Origin of the sequence: Sorangium sp. So ce1504, from assembly GCF_051521635.1 — a bacterium.
GTDB lineage: Bacteria > Myxococcota_A > Polyangia > Polyangiales > Polyangiaceae > Sorangium > Sorangium cellulosum_B.
Genome location: NZ_CP150365.1, coordinates 7,472,459 through 7,489,418, shown reverse-complemented (window position 1 = coordinate 7,489,418; position 16,960 = coordinate 7,472,459). Strand labels below are relative to the sequence as shown.

Below are 16,960 nucleotides of genomic sequence, written 5' to 3'. Positions count from 1 at the left end.
GCGCGAGCATGGGGCCATGAGCATCGACCGCGCCGTGCTGGAGCAGCTCGATCGGGTCGGCGCCCGCCTCTCCGAGGGCAAGGCGCTCCGGCTGCTCGAGGACATCGCCTGGCCTCGCGAGGTCGAGGAGCGCTTCTTCGCCGCCGGCGAGGATCGCCTCCCCGAGGTCGAGCGCCGCGTGGATCGCGACGGGCTCGCGCGGCGCATCGCCGAGCTGCGCGAGCTGCTCGGATCGATCGACGGCGACGCGCTCGCGCTCGACTGGCTGCGGGACAACGTCCGCGCGCAGATCCAGGCCGCGGAGCTGCTCGAGGCCGCGGGGACCCGCGAGTTCTCCGAGCGCTCGCGGGCGCTCTACGGCGGCGCGCGCTCGCGGTTCTTCGGCGGCGAAGTCCGCAACATCGACCTCGCCGAGCACCTCACCGCGCGCCTGCGCGTCCACGGCTGGGACGAGGCCAGCGATCCCGACGAGGAGCCGCTCGACGCCGGCGCGCTCCGGGAGCTGCTCGCCGCCCGCGTCGCAGCGCGGACGCCGACGCTCGACATCGAGATCGTGCTCGACCCGCGGATCACGGCCAAGGTGGTGGCGGGCATGAGCCGCGTCCGCATCCGCCCGGAGGCCACGTTCGCGTCCTGGGAGGCCGAGGGGCTGTGGCACCACGAGGTGGAGACGCACGCGCTCACCGCGCACAACGGCGCGGCGCAGCCGCGGTGCGCGTTCCTGCGGTCGGGCGGCCCCCGCACCACGCGCACGCAGGAGGGGCTCGCCATCTTCGCCGAGCTGTACAGCCGCTCGCTCTCCATCGGCCGCCTCACCCGGCTCGCCGAGCGGGTGCGGCTCGTGGACATGGCCGAGCAGGGCGCGAGCTTCCTCGATCTCTACAGGTACCTGCGCGAGCGCGGCGCCGGGCGCCGCGACGCCTATTTCGACGCCCAGCGCGTCTGCCGCGGCGGGCTCGTCGAGGGCGGCGCGCCCTTCACGAAGGACGCCTGTTACCTGGCCGGCCTGCTCGAGGTCTATGCCTTCCTGGCCGCGGTCCTGCGCGGCGGCCTGCGCGACGAGGTGGAGCTGCTCGTCTGCGGCCGGATCGCGCTCGACGACATCGCCGTGCTGGCGGAGCTGCGCGCGGCCGGCGTGCTGGAGCGGCCGCGCTACCTGCCGGGCTGGCTTCGCGCCTGGCAGACGCTGCTGCCCTATTTCGCGTTCACCTCGTTCATGGATGGCATCGACCTCGGCCCGGTGGAGCGGCACTTCCAGGAGCTGCTCCGCGTGGCCGCCGAGGCGCGGCCGGTCGGGGACGGGGAGGGGAGCAAGCGCCGCGGCCGGCCCCGGGAGGGGTGAGGGCGCCGCGATCGCGGGCGCAGGCCGGGCGAGCGGGACGCGGCAGATGTCCCTGCGCCACGGTTGAGGTATGCCGCTCGCTGATGGGACGAGTCCATTCCCGTTTCGCGCATCCCTCCGCGCCCCCGGCGCGCGCGTCCTCCACTTCTTCCGCGGCCGCGGTGCGCCGCCGCCTCGTCGCGTGGGCGCTCGCCCTTGCCGGCGCGGTGCTCGCGTCGAGCGCGGCCGCGCAGACGCCGCCCCCGCAGCTCGCGCCCTCCGCGCCCCCTGCCGCGCCGGCCGTGGCCGCGCCGGCCGTGGAGGAGCTCCCGCCGCAGGCCATGTGGGAGGCGACGGTCGCTGCGTACGAGGCGAGGATCGAGGCGCTCAAGTACGAGGCGGACGCCGTCCACGATTTTGTTGACTCCGAGGACATGCGAGACGCCCGAGGGCGCCAGATCGAGCTGGAGATCGAGGCGACGAAGAGAGAGCTCCGCAACTTCATGGAGCGGACGACCGAGCGGAACAGCACGGTCATGATGGTCTCGGGGATCGTCCTCGCGAGCCTCGGAGCAGCCGCCGTCGTCACCGGCGCCGTGCTGATCACCGCGAACCACGACGAGGCCGTCACGAAGCACCGCGACGGGTACACGGTGGCCGTGGCGACGGCGGCCGGGGGCGTGGCCGCCGTTGGCGCCGGCCTGCCGCTCTACGTGATCGGCAAGAAGCGGGTGCTGCGGAAAGGGCTCGATATGCGCGGGCTGGCCGCTGCGCGCCTCCTCGTCGGTCCGGGCGCCGTCGTCGCGTCGCCTGGAGCGGTCCCCCTTGGCCTGGGGCTGCGCATCGCGTTCTGAGCTGCGGCTCGGCGCCCAGGCGCGCCCGCGCGCTCCTGTGGCTCGTGAGGCGGAGAAGAAGCGGAAGCGGAAGCAAAAGGAGGACACGAACGCTCCGCGAGGACAGCGCGAGATCACCACGCGCACTGCTCTCCTCCACAGACGCAGAAAGTGCTGGGCGATCTCTGGCTCCGGTGCTAGCGTTGTTGTCGACGCGTCGCCCGCGTCAATCATGAACACTCCCTGCTGATACCACCGCTCCGTCACGCGGCCCCGAAGGGGAAGCGCCTGTTGCCCAGGTAGGCACGGCGACCCTCTGCCGCCGCGCGTGAGCAGCTACGACGGCCGCCCGCGGAATCCCCGCGCGGGCGTGGGTCGTGTGCTCGTGGGGACGGAGCGTGGTCCAACTGCGAACGAGTCCGATGCGCTGGAGGTCGTTGACCTCGCGGTCGCAGCCCCTCGCTCGCTGGCCGCTCGCGCGAAGCACCGAGCCGGATGGTTCGTGGCGCGGCGGGCCGACTCGCCATCTCTCCTGACGGCGAGGCGCTGAGGCGCCTTGCCAGGGGGCGTGTGGTGATGCGGACCGCCCTGCCCCGGCGATGCGTGGAGGTGCGTTCCATCGCGCGAGAGCGCCAGTCGAGAGGCCTTTGGGCGGCGTCCGGAGCCAGCGTCCGTCGCGGCATCGGTGTGCCTTCAATCCGGGGTCGTACGATGAATGGAGGGTGTATGAGAGCTGGTTCTTCGAAGGGTTCGTTCAGCCTTGGTGCTCTTTCTGCCGTGGTGATGAGTGATCGAATGGAGGATTCTATGACGGAGCGACCCGCGCATCTCCCCGAGCGCGCACTGCAGCTCGGTTCGGCCAAGACGCCCGAGCAGCGCCCGCCGCAGGCGGGGCATGCCCCGGCGCCGAAGCCCGCGCACAGGGAGCCCCGCCGGCCGAGCAAGCTCCCGAACCAGGATCGCTCCCGGCCGGCGCTGAACATCCCGCAGCGCCGCCGCATGGGCGTGCAGCGGTAGATCCGCTGCCGCTCCGGCGCCGGAGCGTCGCGAACGGCGGCGGTCCGGCCGTGCGCTCCGGCGGCGTGGAGCCGGAAGGCCTAGACTTCCGCGACTCCACGCCGTCCGGCAGCGCGCTGACGGCTCCGATCGTGATTGGGCCAGGGCGAGGGCTGCGGTAAGACCTCGCCACCCGCGCGGCCCAGCAGCCTGTGGCCCTGCAGAGGCCCGATCATGATCCAAGCCGAACCGTTCGAAGCCCGCCTCGTCGCCGTCCGGCCTCTCAGCCCCTTCGTGCGAGAGCTCTCGTTCGAGCGCGCTGACGGCAGGGAGTTCCTGTTCGAGGCCGGGCAATGGGTCAACCTCGTCCTCCCGCTCCCGGGCGGTGAGGTGAAGCGCGCCTACTCGATCGCCTCTGCCCCCGACGGCTCGCCTCGCTTCGATCTGGCGGTCACCCGCGTGGAGGGCGGGGCCGGCTCGGAGTACCTGCACCGGCTGGAGCCCGGCGCGACGCTCCGCGCCGTCGGCCCGCACGGGCTCTTCACGCGCGATCCCGAGAGCCCTGCGCCCTCGCTGTTCGTCGCCACCGGCACCGGCGTCACGCCGCTCCGGAGCATGCTGCACGCGTCGCTGCGCGCCGGGGTGGCCGCGCACCTGTGGATCCTGTTCGGCGCGCGCTTCGAGGAGGACATCATCTACCGCGACGAGCTCGAGGCGCTCGCGCGCGGCTCGGACCGGATCCGCTACGAGATCACGCTCTCGCGCGGCGGCCCGTCCTGGTCGGGCCGCCGCGGCTACGTGCAGGCGCACGTGCCCGAGCTCTACCGGGAGCTGGCCGGGGCGAGCGGGGATCCGGCCCCGCACGTCTTCATCTGCGGCCTCGATCGGATGGTCTCGCTCGTGCGCGAGCTCGCCCGTGGCGAGCTCGGCGTACCCCGCAAGCACGTCCACGTCGAGCGCTACGACTGAGCCGCCGTCCCGGCGAGCGCGTCCACGTCGAGCGCCGCGGCGGAGCCGCCGGCCTCTCCAAGGAAGGAGCCGCCGATCTCGGGCGGACGCGAGCGTGGATCGCCCTCCGGTGACGCGGCGCGCCTTGAGCGTTACCCTGGGTACGACGTAGGATGCGCGCCCCCGCGGGCGGTACCTGCGGGGTCAGTTCTGCAGGTGATCACGTGACGACCAAGAAGACGTTCCGCACCATCGATCCAGCGACGCTCCCGAAGCATTTCGACTCGCCCGTCGCCGAGCAGCGCCTGGCCGACGCGTGGGAGGCCGACGGGACGTACCGTTATGACCCCTCGCGCCCCCGCGAGGAGACCTTCGTGGTCGACACGCCTCCGCCGACCGCCTCGGGCTCGCTGCACATCGGCCACGTCTTCAGCTACACGCACACGGACGTCATCGTCCGGCAGCGCCGGATGCTCGGCTTCAACATCTTCTATCCCATGGGCTGGGACGACAACGGCCTGCCCACCGAGCGGCGCGTGCAGAACTATTTCCACGTCCGCACGGACGTGCGCACGCCGTACGAGCGCGGCCTCTCGCTGCCGCAGGCGGCGCCGGAGGCGCTCAAGAAGGAGCAGCCGCGCATCGTGTCGCGGCCGAACTTCATCGAGCTCTGCCACAAGGTCACGCGCGAGGACGAGCAGGTCTTCAAGGCGCTCTTCCGCCGGGTGGGCCTCTCGGTCGACTGGCAGTACGAGTATGCCACCATCGATGATCACTGCCGCAGGACGGCGCAGCTGTCGTTCCTGGATTTGCACGAGAAGGGCCACCTCTACTCGGTCTTCGCGCCCACGATGTGGGACGTCGATTTCCAGACCGCGGTCGCGCAGGCGGAGGTCGAGGATCGCCCGCAGTCCGGCGCGTTCCACGACATCGCGTTCGCCGTGGAGGGCACGGGCGAGCAGCTCGTCATCGCCACGACGCGCCCGGAGCTGCTGGCGGCCTGCGTGGGCGTGACGGCGCACCCCGAGGATCCGCGGTATCAGCACCTCTTCGGCAAGACGGCGCTCACGCCGATCTTCCGCGCGCCGGTGCCCATCTTCCCGAGCACGCTCGTGGATCGCGAGAAGGGCACGGGCATCCTGATGGTCTGCACCTTCGGCGACGCGACGGACGTGATCTGGTGGCGGGAGCAGAAGCTCCCTCTCCGGCAGATGCTCGGCAAGAACGGCCGACTCCTCCCGGTGACGTTCGGGGAGGGCGCCTTTGAGAGCCGCGATCCGGCCGCCGCGAACGCCGCGTATGCCCCGCTCCAGGGCAAGGGGGTGAAGCAGGCGCGCGCGGCCGTCGTCGAGCTCCTCCGCCGCGAGGAGCACGCGGCGGCGCCCGGCGCAGGCCCGGCGCTGCGGGGCGAGCCGAAGCCGATCGAGCGGGCGGTGAAGTTCTTCGAGAAGGGCGATCAGCCGCTCGAGTTCGTGCCCACGCGGCAGTGGTTCGTCCGGCTCGCCGACAAGAAGGAAAAGCTCCTCGAGTTCGGCGACAAGATCGAGTGGCACCCGGATTTCATGCGCCTCAGGTACCGCAACTGGACCGAGGGGCTCCAGGGCGACTGGTGCATCAGCCGCCAGCGGTATTTCGGCGTGCAGTTCCCGGTCTGGTATCCGCTCGACGCCGAGGGCAACCCGGATCACGGTAGGCCGCTGCTCGCGACGCGCGAGGTGCTCCCGGTCGATCCGACGGTCGACGTGCCGCCCGGGTACGACGCGTCTCAGCGGGACAAGCCGGGCGGCTTCACGGCGGAGTCCGACGTGTTCGACACGTGGTTCACGAGCTCGCTCACGCCGCAGATCAGCTCGCACTGGGGGCTCGACGAGGGGCGCCACGCGCGGCTGTTCCCGGCCGATCTGCGCCCGCAGGCGCACGACATCATCCGGACGTGGGCGTTCTACACGATCGCGAAGGCGATGCTGCACGAGGCGTCGGTGCCGTGGCGTCATATCGCGATCTCGGGGTGGATCCTCGACCCCGATCGCAAGAAGATGTCGAAGAGCAAGGGCAATGTCGTGACGCCGATGCACCTGCTCGACAACTACTCGTCGGACGCGGTCCGCTACTGGTCGGCGAGCGCGCGGCTCGGCACGGACACGGCGTTTGACGAGAAGGTGCTGAAGATCGGCAAGCGCCTCGTCACGAAGATCTGGAATGCGGGCAAGTACGTGCTCAGCCAGTCTGCGGAGGTCCATCCGGTCTCCGAGGAGCTGGATCGGGCGTTCTTGCACAAGCTGTCGGCGGTGGTGGCGGACGCGACGCGCTCGTTCGAGGCGCAGGAGTTCGCGGCGGCGCTCGAGCGGACGGAGGATTTCTTCTGGCGCTGGTTCACCGACGCTTACCTGGAGCTGGCCAAGGCGCGGGCGCGCGGCGAGGGCGGCGCTGGTGATGCGGCGCGGGGCTCGGCGGTGGCTGCGCTGCGGCTCGGGCTCTCGGTGCTGCTGCGGCTGTTCGCGCCGGTGCTCCCGTACATCACCGACGAGGTCTGGGCCTGGGTGTACGCGGAGGAGACGGGGCAGCGGTCGATCCACCGGGCGAAGTGGCCGGCGGCGGGGGATTTCGCGGAGGTCGCGGCGCCGGCGGACGCGGGGCTCCTGGAGCTGGCGGCTGCGGCGATGGCGGCGGTCAACAAGCGGAAGAGCGAGCTCGGCGCGAGCGTGGGGCGCGTGGTGACGGATCTGGCGCTGGGGGCGAACGCGGCGACGCTGGCGCGGCTGAAGCCGGCGCTGGGGGACGTGCTCGCGGCGGTGCGGGCGGGGGCGCACGAGCTCGTGGAGCGGGCGGAGCTGGCGGACGGCGAGGTCCAGGTGGTGCGCTGCGAGCTGGAGGTGACGGCTGCGGCTGCGGCCGGGACGGGGGAGGCTGCGGCGGCCACGGAGTAGCCCGGATCGAGGCTCCTGAACGACGAGCGCACTCAGGCGCGAATGACGACGACCTCGCGACCGGCGGGGGTCAACGCGAACTCGCGGCGCGTGCGCTCGGCGATGGGGGGCTGTCCCGAGCGCTGGTCGAAGAGGATGAGCCACCCGCGCTGGAGCCCCAGCCCGGCGAGGTACTCGTCCAGCTGGGCAAGCCCCTCGGCAAGGGGATCCGGGCGGCCGTCGCGCCAGACCTTGAGCTCGATCGCGAGCGTTTCGCCCGCATAACGGACGCAGAGATCCATCCTGCCCCGGCCGATGGCGTACTCGCGATCGATGGTGCCGCCGCCGTTCACGACGCGGTGGAGGAAGGCCATGACCACGAGGTGCGGGGCGATCTCGTGGTAGGGCGCCGCCCTGAGCAGCGGCTCACCGTGCTGGCGCCAGAAGGAGAGAAAGGCGTCGAGCAGGCGATCGGCGTCGAGGCGGCCGTCCTGAGTGAGCCAGGTCGCCGGGATGCGCGGCAGCGAGTCGCGCACCCCGCTCGCGAGCTCACGGACGATGATCTCGCGGTAGATGGGGTTGGCGATGACGAGACCGCCTTCCGCCGTTCGGCGCACGAGGCCCAGGTCGACCGCGAAGCGCCGGTCGTCTTCGGGCACATCGCCGAGGGTGGTGCCGGCGAGCATGGGCTCGATCACGGCGCGGATGCGCGGCTGGCGCAGCCGGTCCACCAGGCTGTCGAGGTGCGTGTCCTGCCGCTCGATGAGGATCTCCCTGGCGCGATCGACGTCCGCGGCCGTGATGGGCAGCGCGCGATCCTTGACCAGGACATCGACGAGCTGGCGGGCGAGCGCGTTCACGAGCCATGGCTGACCCTGGGTGAGCTCGAAGGCCCGGTCCACGGCGTCCGGACGGAAGACCTGGCCGGTTTCGGCCGTGTGCTGGGCGTAGAGCGCCGCGACCTCGTCGTGCGTGAAGTTGCGCAGGGTGAGGGACTCGACCTTGATGTTGAAGGGGCTCGACGTCCCGAGCCTGTCGCTGCCGCCGGACGTGACCTTGTAGTCGCGCACATCGCGCAGGCCGACGAGCGCGAGCGCGTGCGGGAAGTCACTCGGGCGATCGGGATAGCCGCTGCGGATCTGGCGCAGCAGGGAGACGAGCGTCGCGTCGCGCAGGGCGTCGGCCTCATCGAGGAAGACGACGAGCGGACGCGGCGCAGCCTTGGCCCAGGCGCGCAGGGCCGCTCCGATGCGCTGGCCGGGGGGGGCATCGGGGAACGGTGGCGGCCGCAGATCGGCCGGGAGCTGCGAGCCGGCGGTGCCGCGCCATTCGGCGAGCATCGCGAGCTCGGCTGCGCCAGGGTCGTCGGGGAAGGGAGCGCCGATCTCCGCCGAGACGAGGACCGCCACATAGCGCCCTTCGGCCGTGAGATGCCGGGCGAGCGTACGCAGCGAGGTCGTCTTGCCGATCTGCCGTGGCGCATGCAGGACGAAGTAAGCCTTGCGATCGACGAGGTCGCGCACCCCGGGCAGGCGCTCCTCTGGCGGGAGCATGTAGTGATCGGCCGGATTGCAGGGGCCTGCCGTGTTGAACCAGCGGTGCATCGCGGCGGTGAGCCTAAGGGCGGCGGCTCCGGGTGGCCAGCGCGGCGACGCCGGTCGCGCTCGCCCGGCGGCGTCGAACCTCGATGAGATAGGATGCGTGGCAATAAGGCGCCTCCGGCGGCGCGGCCCGAGGTGTTCGCGCCGGGGCCATGGAAGGGCGGCCAGGTCCAGCGCCTCCGTGTGCCGCTCAAGGATCACGAGCCCGGCGAGCACCGCGTCGAGGTCGAGCCTTGTCGGGCGGGAACGGCGTGCGGACACGAGCCTGCCTCGACATTCCGGATCCGACTCGGCGGTTGAGATCACGCCGCGCGCTGCCCTGCGCGGCGGGCCAGGAGCTCGGTGCCCGGGCACCGGAACGCGCTGTCGTCGCGAATGTCCCCGGGCGCCCGAGCACCAGAGCGCATTGTGATCGCTCTGCGATCCAGGTGCCCGAGATCGGCCACATGCAGGGGTGATCGTGGCGTAGATTACATTTGGCTCCTGACAGGGTACCGTGATCCAGCGGGTGAGGGCCGTCGCTGGAGGCCCGTGTGAACGACATCGCAGACGCAATGCGCGATTTGGACGTGGTCGAGGATCGGTTCGAGATCGAGCGGTTCGCCGGATCCGGCGGGATGGGGGAGGTCTATCGCGCGCGTGACCGGCGGTCGGGGGAGGCGGTCGCGCTCAAGGTGCTGCACAGCGCGAGCGCGGGCGATCTGCGCCGGTTCGCGCGGGAGGCGAAGGCGCTCGTCACGCTCCGGCTGCCAGGGGTCGTGCGGTACGTGGCGCACGGGACGACGGGCGCAGGACAGCCGTACCTGGCGATGGAGTGGCTGGAGGGCGTGACGCTGGAGCAGAGGCTCGCTCAAGGACCGCTCTCGATGGCGGAGAGCGTGACGCTGGCGGCGCAGGTGGCGACGACGCTGGGCGCGGTCCACCAGCAGGGCATCGTCCACCGCGACCTGAAGCCGAGCAACCTGATGCTGGTGGGCGGCGCGGTCGAGCGAGCGACGCTGCTCGACTTCGGCATCGCGCGCGAGCTCTGGCTCACGCAGAGCCTGACGGCGCCCGGAGCGATCCTTGGGACGCCCGGGTACATGGCCCCCGAGCAGGCGAGCGGCGAGGCGCCGGTGGACGCCCGCGCGGATGTGTTCGCGCTCGGGTGCATCCTGTTCGAGTGCCTCGCGGGGCGCCGGCCGTTCCTGGGCGACAACCTGCTGTCGCTCCTCGTGAAGGTCGTGCTGGAAGAGCCGCCGCGGCTCGGGGAGCTGCGCGACGGCATCCCCGAGCTGCTCGAGCGCCTCGTGGCCCGGATGCTGTCGAAGTCGGCGGAGCACCGGCCGCGCGACGGCGCCGCCGTCGCGGCGGAGCTGGCCGTCTTCGCCGGCGAGGGGCTCGCCGCGGGAGGGAGCGCGGTCGCGGCGCCACGCGCGCCCGGCGAGGAGATCACGACGTCGGAGCGGCGGGTCATGTGCGTCATCCTGGCCGCCCATGGCAGCGAGGAGACCGGCGCGACGCTGGCGGAGGCCGATGGGGTCGCGCAGGCCCAGGCGCTGCGGGACATCGCGGCGCGCCACGGTGGGAGGCTCGATTTTCTGCAGTCGAAGTGGCTGCTCGTCGCGCTGTCGGGGGCCGAGTCTCCGACGGACCTCGCGGTGCGAGCGGCCCATTGCGCGCTCGCGCTCCGGACCGTGGTTGGCGGCGCGCCCATGTCGGTCGCGACGGGGCTGGCGGAGATCGAGGGGAGGCTGCCTGTCGGTGAGCTGGTCGATCGGGTGGCCCAGCTGATCGTGGGGAGCGACGGCCCGCCGTCCGGGGGGATCCGGCTCGACAGCGCGACGGCGAGCCTGCTCGCGAGCCGCTTCGATACGGCGCGGGGGCCCGGAGGATGCTGGCTGCGCGGCCGGAAGGAGGAGCCGGACACGGTGCCGAGGCTGCTCGGGAAGCCGACGCCGTGCGTGGGGCGCGAGCGAGAGATCTCGCAGCTCGCGGCCGAGTGGCGCCATTGCCTGGACGAGCCCGCCGCGAGCGCGGTGGTCGTCGTTGGGGCCGCGGGCATGGGCAAGTCGCGCCTCGCCTGGGAGTTCCTGCGCGCCATCAAGGAGCAGCGCGAGGCCGCCGAGGTCTGGATCGGCAGGGCCGATCCAATGGCGGCCGGCTCGGCGTTCGGCTTGCTCGCCCAGGCGCTCCGCCGCGCCATGGGGCTGCTCGACGGCGAGGCGCTGGAGGTGCGGCGGAGCAAGGTGCTGGCGCGGGTAGAACGGCTCGACGGGCTCGGGAGCAAGGGGCCGCACGTGGCGGCGTTCCTCGGCGAGCTGGTGGGGGCGCCCTTCCCTGACGAGGGCGATGTGCAGCTGCAGGCGGCGCGCCAGAGCCCGTTGCTGATGGGCGACCGCATCCGCCAGGCGTTCGAGGACTTCGTTCGGGCCGAGTGCGAGCGGCAGCCGGTGCTGCTGGTGCTGGAGGATCTGCACTGGGGCGACCTGCCGACGGTGCGGCTGATCGACGCGGCGCTCCAGCACGCGAGGGACCTGCCGCTGCTGGTGCTGGCGCTGGCGCGCCCCGAGGTGGACGAGCTGTTTCCGGAGCTCTGGCGCCAGCGGGTCGGGCTTCGGCTGCGGCTCGCGGCGCTGCCCCGGCGCGCGAGCGAGCGGCTGGTGCGGGAGGTGCTGGGCGACGGCGTGAGCGCGGCGCAGGTGGACGAGCTGCTGGCGCGCGCCGAGGGCAACGCGTTCGTGCTGGAGGAGCAGATCCGCGCGGTGGCCGAGGGGCGGGGCGAGGGGATGCCGGAGACGGCGCTGGCGATGGTGCAGGCGCGGCTGGAAGCGCTGGGCGTGGAGGAGCGGCGGGTGCTGCGCGCGGCGAGCGTGTTCGGCGAGACGTCGTGGGAAGGTGCCATCGCGGCCTTGGTGGGCGGCGCGCCGGTGGCGCAGCCGCTCGCGGAGCTGGGGCGGCGGGAGCTGTTGGTGCGGCGGCGCGAGGCGCGGATCGCGGGCGAGGTGGAATACGAGTTCCGGCACGCGCTGGTGCGGGAGGCGGCCTACGGCATGCTGACCGAGCGCGACCGCCGCGTCGGGCACGGCCTTGCGGGCGACTGGCTGGCCCGCGCTGGCGGGGCGGACGCGACGGTGCTGGCGGAGCACTTCGAGCTCGGCGGCGCGCCGGCGCGGGCGGCGGAGGCGTACCTGCGCGCGGCGGAGGAGGCGCTCCGCGGCGGCGATCTCGACGCGGCGATCGCGCGGGCCGACCGGGGTCTCGGCTGCGGCGCGGCCGGGGACGCCGCCGGCAGGCTCCGCTGGGTCCAGGCGGAGGCTCATGTGTGGCGCGGCGATCTCGCGCTCTCCGCGGAGCGGGGGAGCGAGGCGCTGGGCCTGGTGGAGCGCGGCTCGGCCGCGTGGTTCTCGGCCATCATCCCCCTGGTATGGGCCACGTCCAAGCTGGGGCGGCTGGACGAGGTTGAACGCTGGACGACCGAGGCGGTGGGCGTGGCCGCCTCCGGCGACGCGCAGGACGCAAAGCACCGCTGCCTGTCCGCGGGCGCGAGCGCGCTGTCGCTGGGGGGGCGGTACGCCGAAGGCGCCGCGCTGCTCGATGTGGTCCAGCGCGCCCTCGCGAGCGCGGAGACGACGGATATCGAGGTGGTCGCGCACCTCCACGACGCGCGCGCGGCCCATGAGATGTGCAGAGGCGACCTGGGCTCCTGCGCCGCCAGCCAGGAAGCCGCGTTGCTCGCCTTCGAGCAGGCTGGCGATCGTCGCAACGCGCTCAGCGCCCGGGCGAGCCTGGGCTCCGTGTGCACGGAGCTCGGCGACTTCGAGATGGCCCAGTCGATGTTGCGGGCAGCCATGGAGGCGGCCGACCGGATGCACCTGGACGAGCTGAAGGTCTCTGTGCAGGCCAACCTCGCGCACGCGCTCGGGTACCGTGGTCAGCTCGCCGAGGGGCGGGCGCTCGCCGAGGAGGCGGTCGCGTCGAGCCAGGGGGCGGGCATGGTGCGCACGGAGCTCTTCGCTCGCTGCTACCTGGCGAAGATCGCCCTCGCCATGGGCGATTTCGAGGCCGCCGAGCGCGAGGCGCGCGCGGCCATCGCGCTCTTCGAGAGCGCGCCGACGCTCTGCGTGCAGGCCTTCTCCCTCCTCGCGCGCGCGCTGCTCGGGCTCGGGCGCACCGACGAGGCGATCCGGGCTGCCGCCGAGGCGAGCGCGCGGCTCTCGGAGTTCGGCACGCTGGAAGAGGGCGAGTCGCTCGTCCGCCTGGCGTATGTCGAGGCGCTCGCCGCGAGCGGGAGGCGCGCCGAGGCCGAGGTCGCGATCGCGTCGGCCAGGACGGCGCTGCTCGCGCGCGCCGAGCAGCTCAGCGAGCCGGCCTGGCGCGAGCGCTTCCTCCGCGACGTGCCGGACAACGCCCGCACGCTCGAGCTCGCGCGGCAGTGGCTCGGCGGCTGAGCCCGTGGTGCACGAAGCGGCACGCCGCTGTCGGCGCCACGGGCCCCTCGCTTGCCGGCGCTTACTTCGTGGCGAGCTTCGTCAGGTCGAGCATTTCGTCGACGTCCGGCATCACGATCAGGTCGCAGCGCCTGTTCTTCTGCTTGCCGGCCGGTGTGTTGTTGTTCGCTATCGGGTCCGTGTCCGCGAACCCTGCCGCGCTCCAGTGCCTCGTCGGCAGCTGGCCCTCCTTGCCGATCAGGAACAGCAGCACGGCCCGGGCGCGCATCAGCGACAGCCCCCAGTTGTCCTGGAACGGGCCGCTCTTGTACGGCTGGCTGTCGGTGTGCCCGGCGACCTGGTAGTCGCGGTCCACGAGCGACTTGTCGCCCCGGATGACGTCCGAGATCTTCTTCAGGATCTGCTGGCCCTCCTTGCTCAGCGTTTCCTTGCCCGAGTCGAACAGGACGTCTCCGGGCAGCGAGATGACCATCCGGTTCCTGCGGACCTGGACCTCCAGGCCGAGCTTGACGAGCTCCTCGAGCTTCTTCCGGAGCAGGTCGAACCGCGCCTGGATCGCCTCGAGCTGCTTCGCGCGTGCCTTGTACTCGGCCAGCGCCTTCTCGCGGTCCTCCAGCGTCGAGCTCATCTTCGAGATGTCGGCGCCCTGGTCCGCGAGCTTCTTCTCGAGCTCCTCGACGCGCTGCTTCGCGTCGGCGAGCTCCTTCTCGAGCTCGGCCTCCCTCTTCTGGCTCCGGTTCTGGAGCTGGTTGTACTTGTCGAGCTGCGACTTCCACTCCTGCTCGGAGTGGCCGCAGCCCGCGGCGAGCAGCGACGACAGCGCGAGGGGTAGTGCAATGAGTGTCCGGTTCATGAGCGCTTTCTCCATGGCTCCGTCGGCGGGAGCGGGATGCTGCGGGCGAGAGCGTCGCTCAGCTCGGGCGAGAGATCCAGAGGGGAGGACGGCGAGATCCGCCCGTCCGCGCGGCCGTGCGCTGCAGGTGAGGCGGGATCGGGGCTCCGGCGGCGCAGGTGAGAGCGGCGGCGGCGCGGCCGGCGACGGCGCTGGCGCGAGCGGGGACGCCGGCGGCGGCGCAGCCGCGGGCGTTGCTGGCGCGTCGTGGGGCTTCGTCAGCGCGTTGCCCACCCCCGACCGAGGTTGAGGCGGCCCCGACCGAGGTTGAGGTGGACCCGACCGAGGTTGAGGCGGACCCGACCGAGGTTGAGGTGGACCCGACCGAGGTTGAGGCGGACCCGACCGAGGTTGAGGCGGCCCCGACCGAGGTTGGGCGGACCCGCCAGCCGTCGCTGCCAGCCGACCGGGGTTGAGGTGGCCGGTGGCCCCTGCTCCGGTGCGTCCCGGGTGTGCATCCGTGACCGGGTTCCAGGGCCCGGGGCCGAGCGGTGCCTTGACCACACAGGCCGGGCGTGAGACATCGGCCCCCGGCCTCCGGGTCACCGAGAGCTCGGATCTTCAACCTCTTCCTGCGCGCGGGGCGAAAACGCGCGAACGAAACCAAGCAGATGCCCATCTCGTCGCGGTCTCCGGGTACGTCGTGCCGCCCTGGCACCCCTCGCCGTCGCCTCCGGTCGGGCCTCGCGCTCGCGCTCGTGCTGGGCGCGTCTTCCGCGTCCGCCCAGCCGGCACGCCGGCCGGCCCAGCCCGCCGCGCCGGCCCAGCCCGGCGCAGCGCAGCCCGGCGCAGCGCAGCCCGCCGCACCGGCCCAGCCCGCCGCGCCGGCCCAGCCCGGCGCAGCGCCGGCCGCCGCGCCGGCCCAGCCCGGCGCGACGCCCGCGCAGCCCGGCGCGGCGCCGGCCGGCGCCGAGACGCCCGAACCCCCGGCGGCGCGCCAGCCGCTCCTGCCGCCGGCCGACACGGCCGCCCCCTCCGCGCCGCAGCCGGCCACGCCGGCGGCCTCGGAGGCGCCCGCAGCCGCTGCGGCGGCCGAGCAGCCCGAGCGACAGGCGATCCAGGCGGAGATCGGCGCCCGGCCCAGCGAGGTCTACGCCGAGGACTGGTGGTCCCACGCGCGACCGACGTTCGAGTTCCACGGCTACTACCGGCTCCGTTGGGAGCTCTTCAACAGCTTCGCCCTCGGCCGCATCGACCCCCGCAATGAGGCGCTCTGGCCGCAGCCGGCCGACGACTCCTACAAGGGGAACGCGGTCTCGCTCTGCAACCCGAGCGAGACCACGAGCGGCGGCACCCGCTCGTTCGACTCGTGCACGAACGACACCCAGGCCGGCGCGAACATGCGGTTCCGTCTCAATCCCGAGCTGCACATCAGCGACAACCTGCGCATCCTCACTCAGGTCGATCTCCTCGACAACGTGGTGCTCGGCTCGACCCCGGACGGCTACGCGAACCAGCCGGCGGCGGGCGGCGGCTACCAGGTCGCCCGCCGGGGCGGCTACTCGCCGCTCGGGGCCTTCTCCAGCACCCAGTGGGCGCCCAGCGCCGGCATCAACTCGACGAAGGACTCGATCTCCGTCAAGCGGATCTGGGGAGAGTACATGACCCCCGTCGGTCTCCTCCGCTTCGGCCGCATGCCGAACCACTGGGGCCTCGGTATGGTGGCGAACAGCGGTGACGGGTACGACTCAGACTACCAGTCGACCGTCGACCGGCTGATGTTCGTCACCGGCATCAAGAAATACGACATCTACTTCGCCGGTGCGTGGGACTGGGCCAACGAGGGCGCGACGAGCGCGTCGATCCAGGACCTCGAGGGCCAGCCGTACGACCTCGCCCAGTCCGATGACGTCGATCAGTACGTGTTCGTCGCCGTCCGCCGCAAGAATCCCGAGCTCCAGAAGCTCGAGCTCGCCCGCGGCAACATGGTCATGAACGGCGGCGTCTACTTCGCTTACCGGCAGCAGACGCTGGCGAACGACAACACCGCCGGCGACACCACGGCCGACTTGTCGGCGTCGCTCGGCCAGAGCGCCGACAACGTCGCTTCGGGGTACGTGCATCGGGGTGCGGAGATGATCATCCCCGACGTGTGGTTCCAGCTCCTTTACAAGAAGTTCCGCTTCGAGCTCGAGGCGGCGATGATCTACGGATCCCTCGATCTGCGCGGGCAGGACGAGAGCGATTATGCGAACGTCATCTCGCCGAAGGACACCGGCTGGGGCGTCCGGCAGTTCGGGCTCGCCACGCAGGCCGAGCTCACCGAGATGGAGGGCCGGCTGCGCGTCCACTTCGGCTTCGGGTACGCGACCGGCGACGACGACGCGCCCGCCCTCGAGCCGCGGGGGACGCAGCTCGGGGCCATGGATCCCCAGAGCTCGACCGATCGCACGTACTCGACATTCCGCTTCCACCCCGATTACCGGGTCGACCAGATCCTCTTCAGGAACATCCTCTCTCGGGTCCAGGGCGCGTATTATTTCCGCCCTGGCGTCGACTGGGACTTCGCCCGCGACAAGAACGGCCAGCGCGCCGGCGTCGGCGCCGCGGCCATCTGGAGCCGCGCCTCCGAGTTCCTCCAGGCTCCCGGCAACTCCCGGGATCTCGGCATCGAGCTGAACGCGCAGCTGTACTTCCAGTCCAAGGACGGGACGCTCAACGACGACCCCGACAAGATGGGCGGCTTCTACACGGCGGTGCAGTACGGCGTGCTGTTTCCTCTCGGCGGGCTCGGCCAGCTCAGGGGTGAAGACGCGGTCCAGAAGATCGATCTCGAGACCGCACAGACGGTGCGCTGGTATCTCGGTATCCTCTTCTGAGCCGAACCCGCCCGACGCTCAGCCAGCCTCGCGCGTCGCCGCGTGTCTGGAAATGAGCGCTCGGGGCGGCGAAGCGGCGCGGAACCGTGCCAAACGGCGACGTCGTCGCTCTCGTCATGAGTCCTGCATGAGCCATCCGGGGCCAAACAGCCCTTGATCTCGCGACCGTCCTGGCCAAGGATAGGATTGTCTGGACGCCAGCGCGTCGCGATAC

General features: G+C 72.1%; 11 protein-coding genes. 9 read left to right on the top strand and 2 right to left on the bottom strand.

Translation table 11 applies throughout. The features are described 5' to 3' along the window. The first annotated feature begins 16 nt into the window (after positions 1-16). From WMF39_RS28125 to valS, 5 genes are all read left to right on the top strand, one after another. A complete protein-coding gene (locus WMF39_RS28125) occupies positions 17-1,342 on the top strand; it encodes a flavohemoglobin expression-modulating QEGLA motif protein (RefSeq protein WP_437739562.1) in 1,326 nt (441 codons plus the stop codon). Between the two features lie 161 nt (positions 1,343-1,503). Next, complete coding sequence (locus tag WMF39_RS28120; RefSeq protein WP_437739561.1) at positions 1,504-2,175, top strand: hypothetical protein; 672 nt, start codon at positions 1,504-1,506, stop codon at positions 2,173-2,175. A gap of 786 nt (positions 2,176-2,961) precedes the next feature. Then, complete coding sequence (locus tag WMF39_RS28115) at positions 2,962-3,171, top strand: hypothetical protein (protein WP_437739560.1); 210 nt, start codon at positions 2,962-2,964, stop codon at positions 3,169-3,171. 213 nt (positions 3,172-3,384) lie between these two features. Next, the gene (locus tag WMF39_RS28110; protein WP_437739559.1) at positions 3,385-4,119 is read left to right on the top strand and encodes a ferredoxin--NADP reductase; all 735 of its coding nucleotides are present in this window, start codon (positions 3,385-3,387) and stop codon (positions 4,117-4,119) included. A 203-nt stretch (positions 4,120-4,322) separates the two neighbouring features. Further along, complete coding sequence (gene valS / locus WMF39_RS28105; RefSeq protein WP_437739558.1) at positions 4,323-7,025, top strand: valine--tRNA ligase; 2,703 nt, start codon at positions 4,323-4,325, stop codon at positions 7,023-7,025. Between the two features lie 32 nt (positions 7,026-7,057). On the opposite strand, the gene WMF39_RS28100 is transcribed toward valS, so the two are convergent. Then, the gene (locus tag WMF39_RS28100; protein WP_437739557.1) at positions 7,058-8,608 is read right to left on the bottom strand and encodes an ATP-binding protein; all 1,551 of its coding nucleotides are present in this window, start codon (positions 8,606-8,608) and stop codon (positions 7,058-7,060) included. Positions 8,609-8,701: 93 nt separating this feature from the next. On the opposite strand from WMF39_RS28100, the gene WMF39_RS28095 reads away from it, so the two are divergent. Together WMF39_RS28095 and WMF39_RS28090 are read left to right on the top strand one after the other, a co-directional pair. After that, positions 8,702-8,905 carry a hypothetical protein gene (locus tag WMF39_RS28095; protein WP_437739556.1) on the top strand — a complete coding sequence of 68 codons (204 nt, stop codon included), beginning with the start codon at positions 8,702-8,704 and terminating at the stop codon, positions 8,903-8,905. Positions 8,906-9,159: 254 nt separating this feature from the next. Next, positions 9,160-13,035 (top strand): protein kinase domain-containing protein, encoded by a 3,876-nt coding sequence (locus tag WMF39_RS28090; RefSeq protein ID WP_437739555.1) that lies wholly within the window; start codon positions 9,160-9,162, stop codon positions 13,033-13,035. 61 nt (positions 13,036-13,096) lie between these two features. On the opposite strand, the gene WMF39_RS28085 is transcribed toward WMF39_RS28090, so the two are convergent. After that, positions 13,097-13,888, bottom strand: a complete 792-nt coding sequence (locus WMF39_RS28085) for an OmpA family protein (RefSeq protein WP_437739554.1) — start codon at positions 13,886-13,888, stop codon at positions 13,097-13,099. 311 nt (positions 13,889-14,199) lie between these two features. Between WMF39_RS28085 and WMF39_RS28080 the strand changes: the two genes are divergently transcribed. Beyond that, positions 14,200-14,343 (top strand): hypothetical protein, encoded by a 144-nt coding sequence (locus WMF39_RS28080; RefSeq protein WP_437739553.1) that lies wholly within the window; start codon positions 14,200-14,202, stop codon positions 14,341-14,343. Positions 14,344-14,538: 195 nt separating this feature from the next. After that, positions 14,539-16,746, top strand: a complete 2,208-nt coding sequence (locus tag WMF39_RS28075) for a TIGR04551 family protein (RefSeq protein ID WP_437739552.1) — start codon at positions 14,539-14,541, stop codon at positions 16,744-16,746. The last annotated feature ends 214 nt before the right edge of the window (positions 16,747-16,960 follow it).

Bases quoted from the DNA above. Each gene is read 5' to 3' on its own strand.
- WMF39_RS28125 (WP_437739562.1), top strand. From the start codon at position 17: ATGAGCATCGACCGCGCCGTGCTGGAGCAGCTCGATCGGGTCGGCGCC.
- WMF39_RS28115 (WP_437739560.1), top strand. From the start codon at position 2,962: ATGACGGAGCGACCCGCGCATCTCCCCGAGCGCGCACTGCAGCTCGGT.
- WMF39_RS28110 (WP_437739559.1), top strand. From the start codon at position 3,385: ATGATCCAAGCCGAACCGTTCGAAGCCCGCCTCGTCGCCGTCCGGCCT.
- WMF39_RS28100 (WP_437739557.1), bottom strand. From the start codon at position 8,608: ATGCACCGCTGGTTCAACACGGCAGGCCCCTGCAATCCGGCCGATCAC.
- WMF39_RS28095 (WP_437739556.1), top strand. From the start codon at position 8,702: ATGCGTGGCAATAAGGCGCCTCCGGCGGCGCGGCCCGAGGTGTTCGCG.
- WMF39_RS28090 (WP_437739555.1), top strand. From the start codon at position 9,160: ATGCGCGATTTGGACGTGGTCGAGGATCGGTTCGAGATCGAGCGGTTC.
- WMF39_RS28085 (WP_437739554.1), bottom strand. From the start codon at position 13,888: ATGAACCGGACACTCATTGCACTACCCCTCGCGCTGTCGTCGCTGCTC.
- WMF39_RS28075 (WP_437739552.1), top strand. From the start codon at position 14,539: ATGCCCATCTCGTCGCGGTCTCCGGGTACGTCGTGCCGCCCTGGCACC.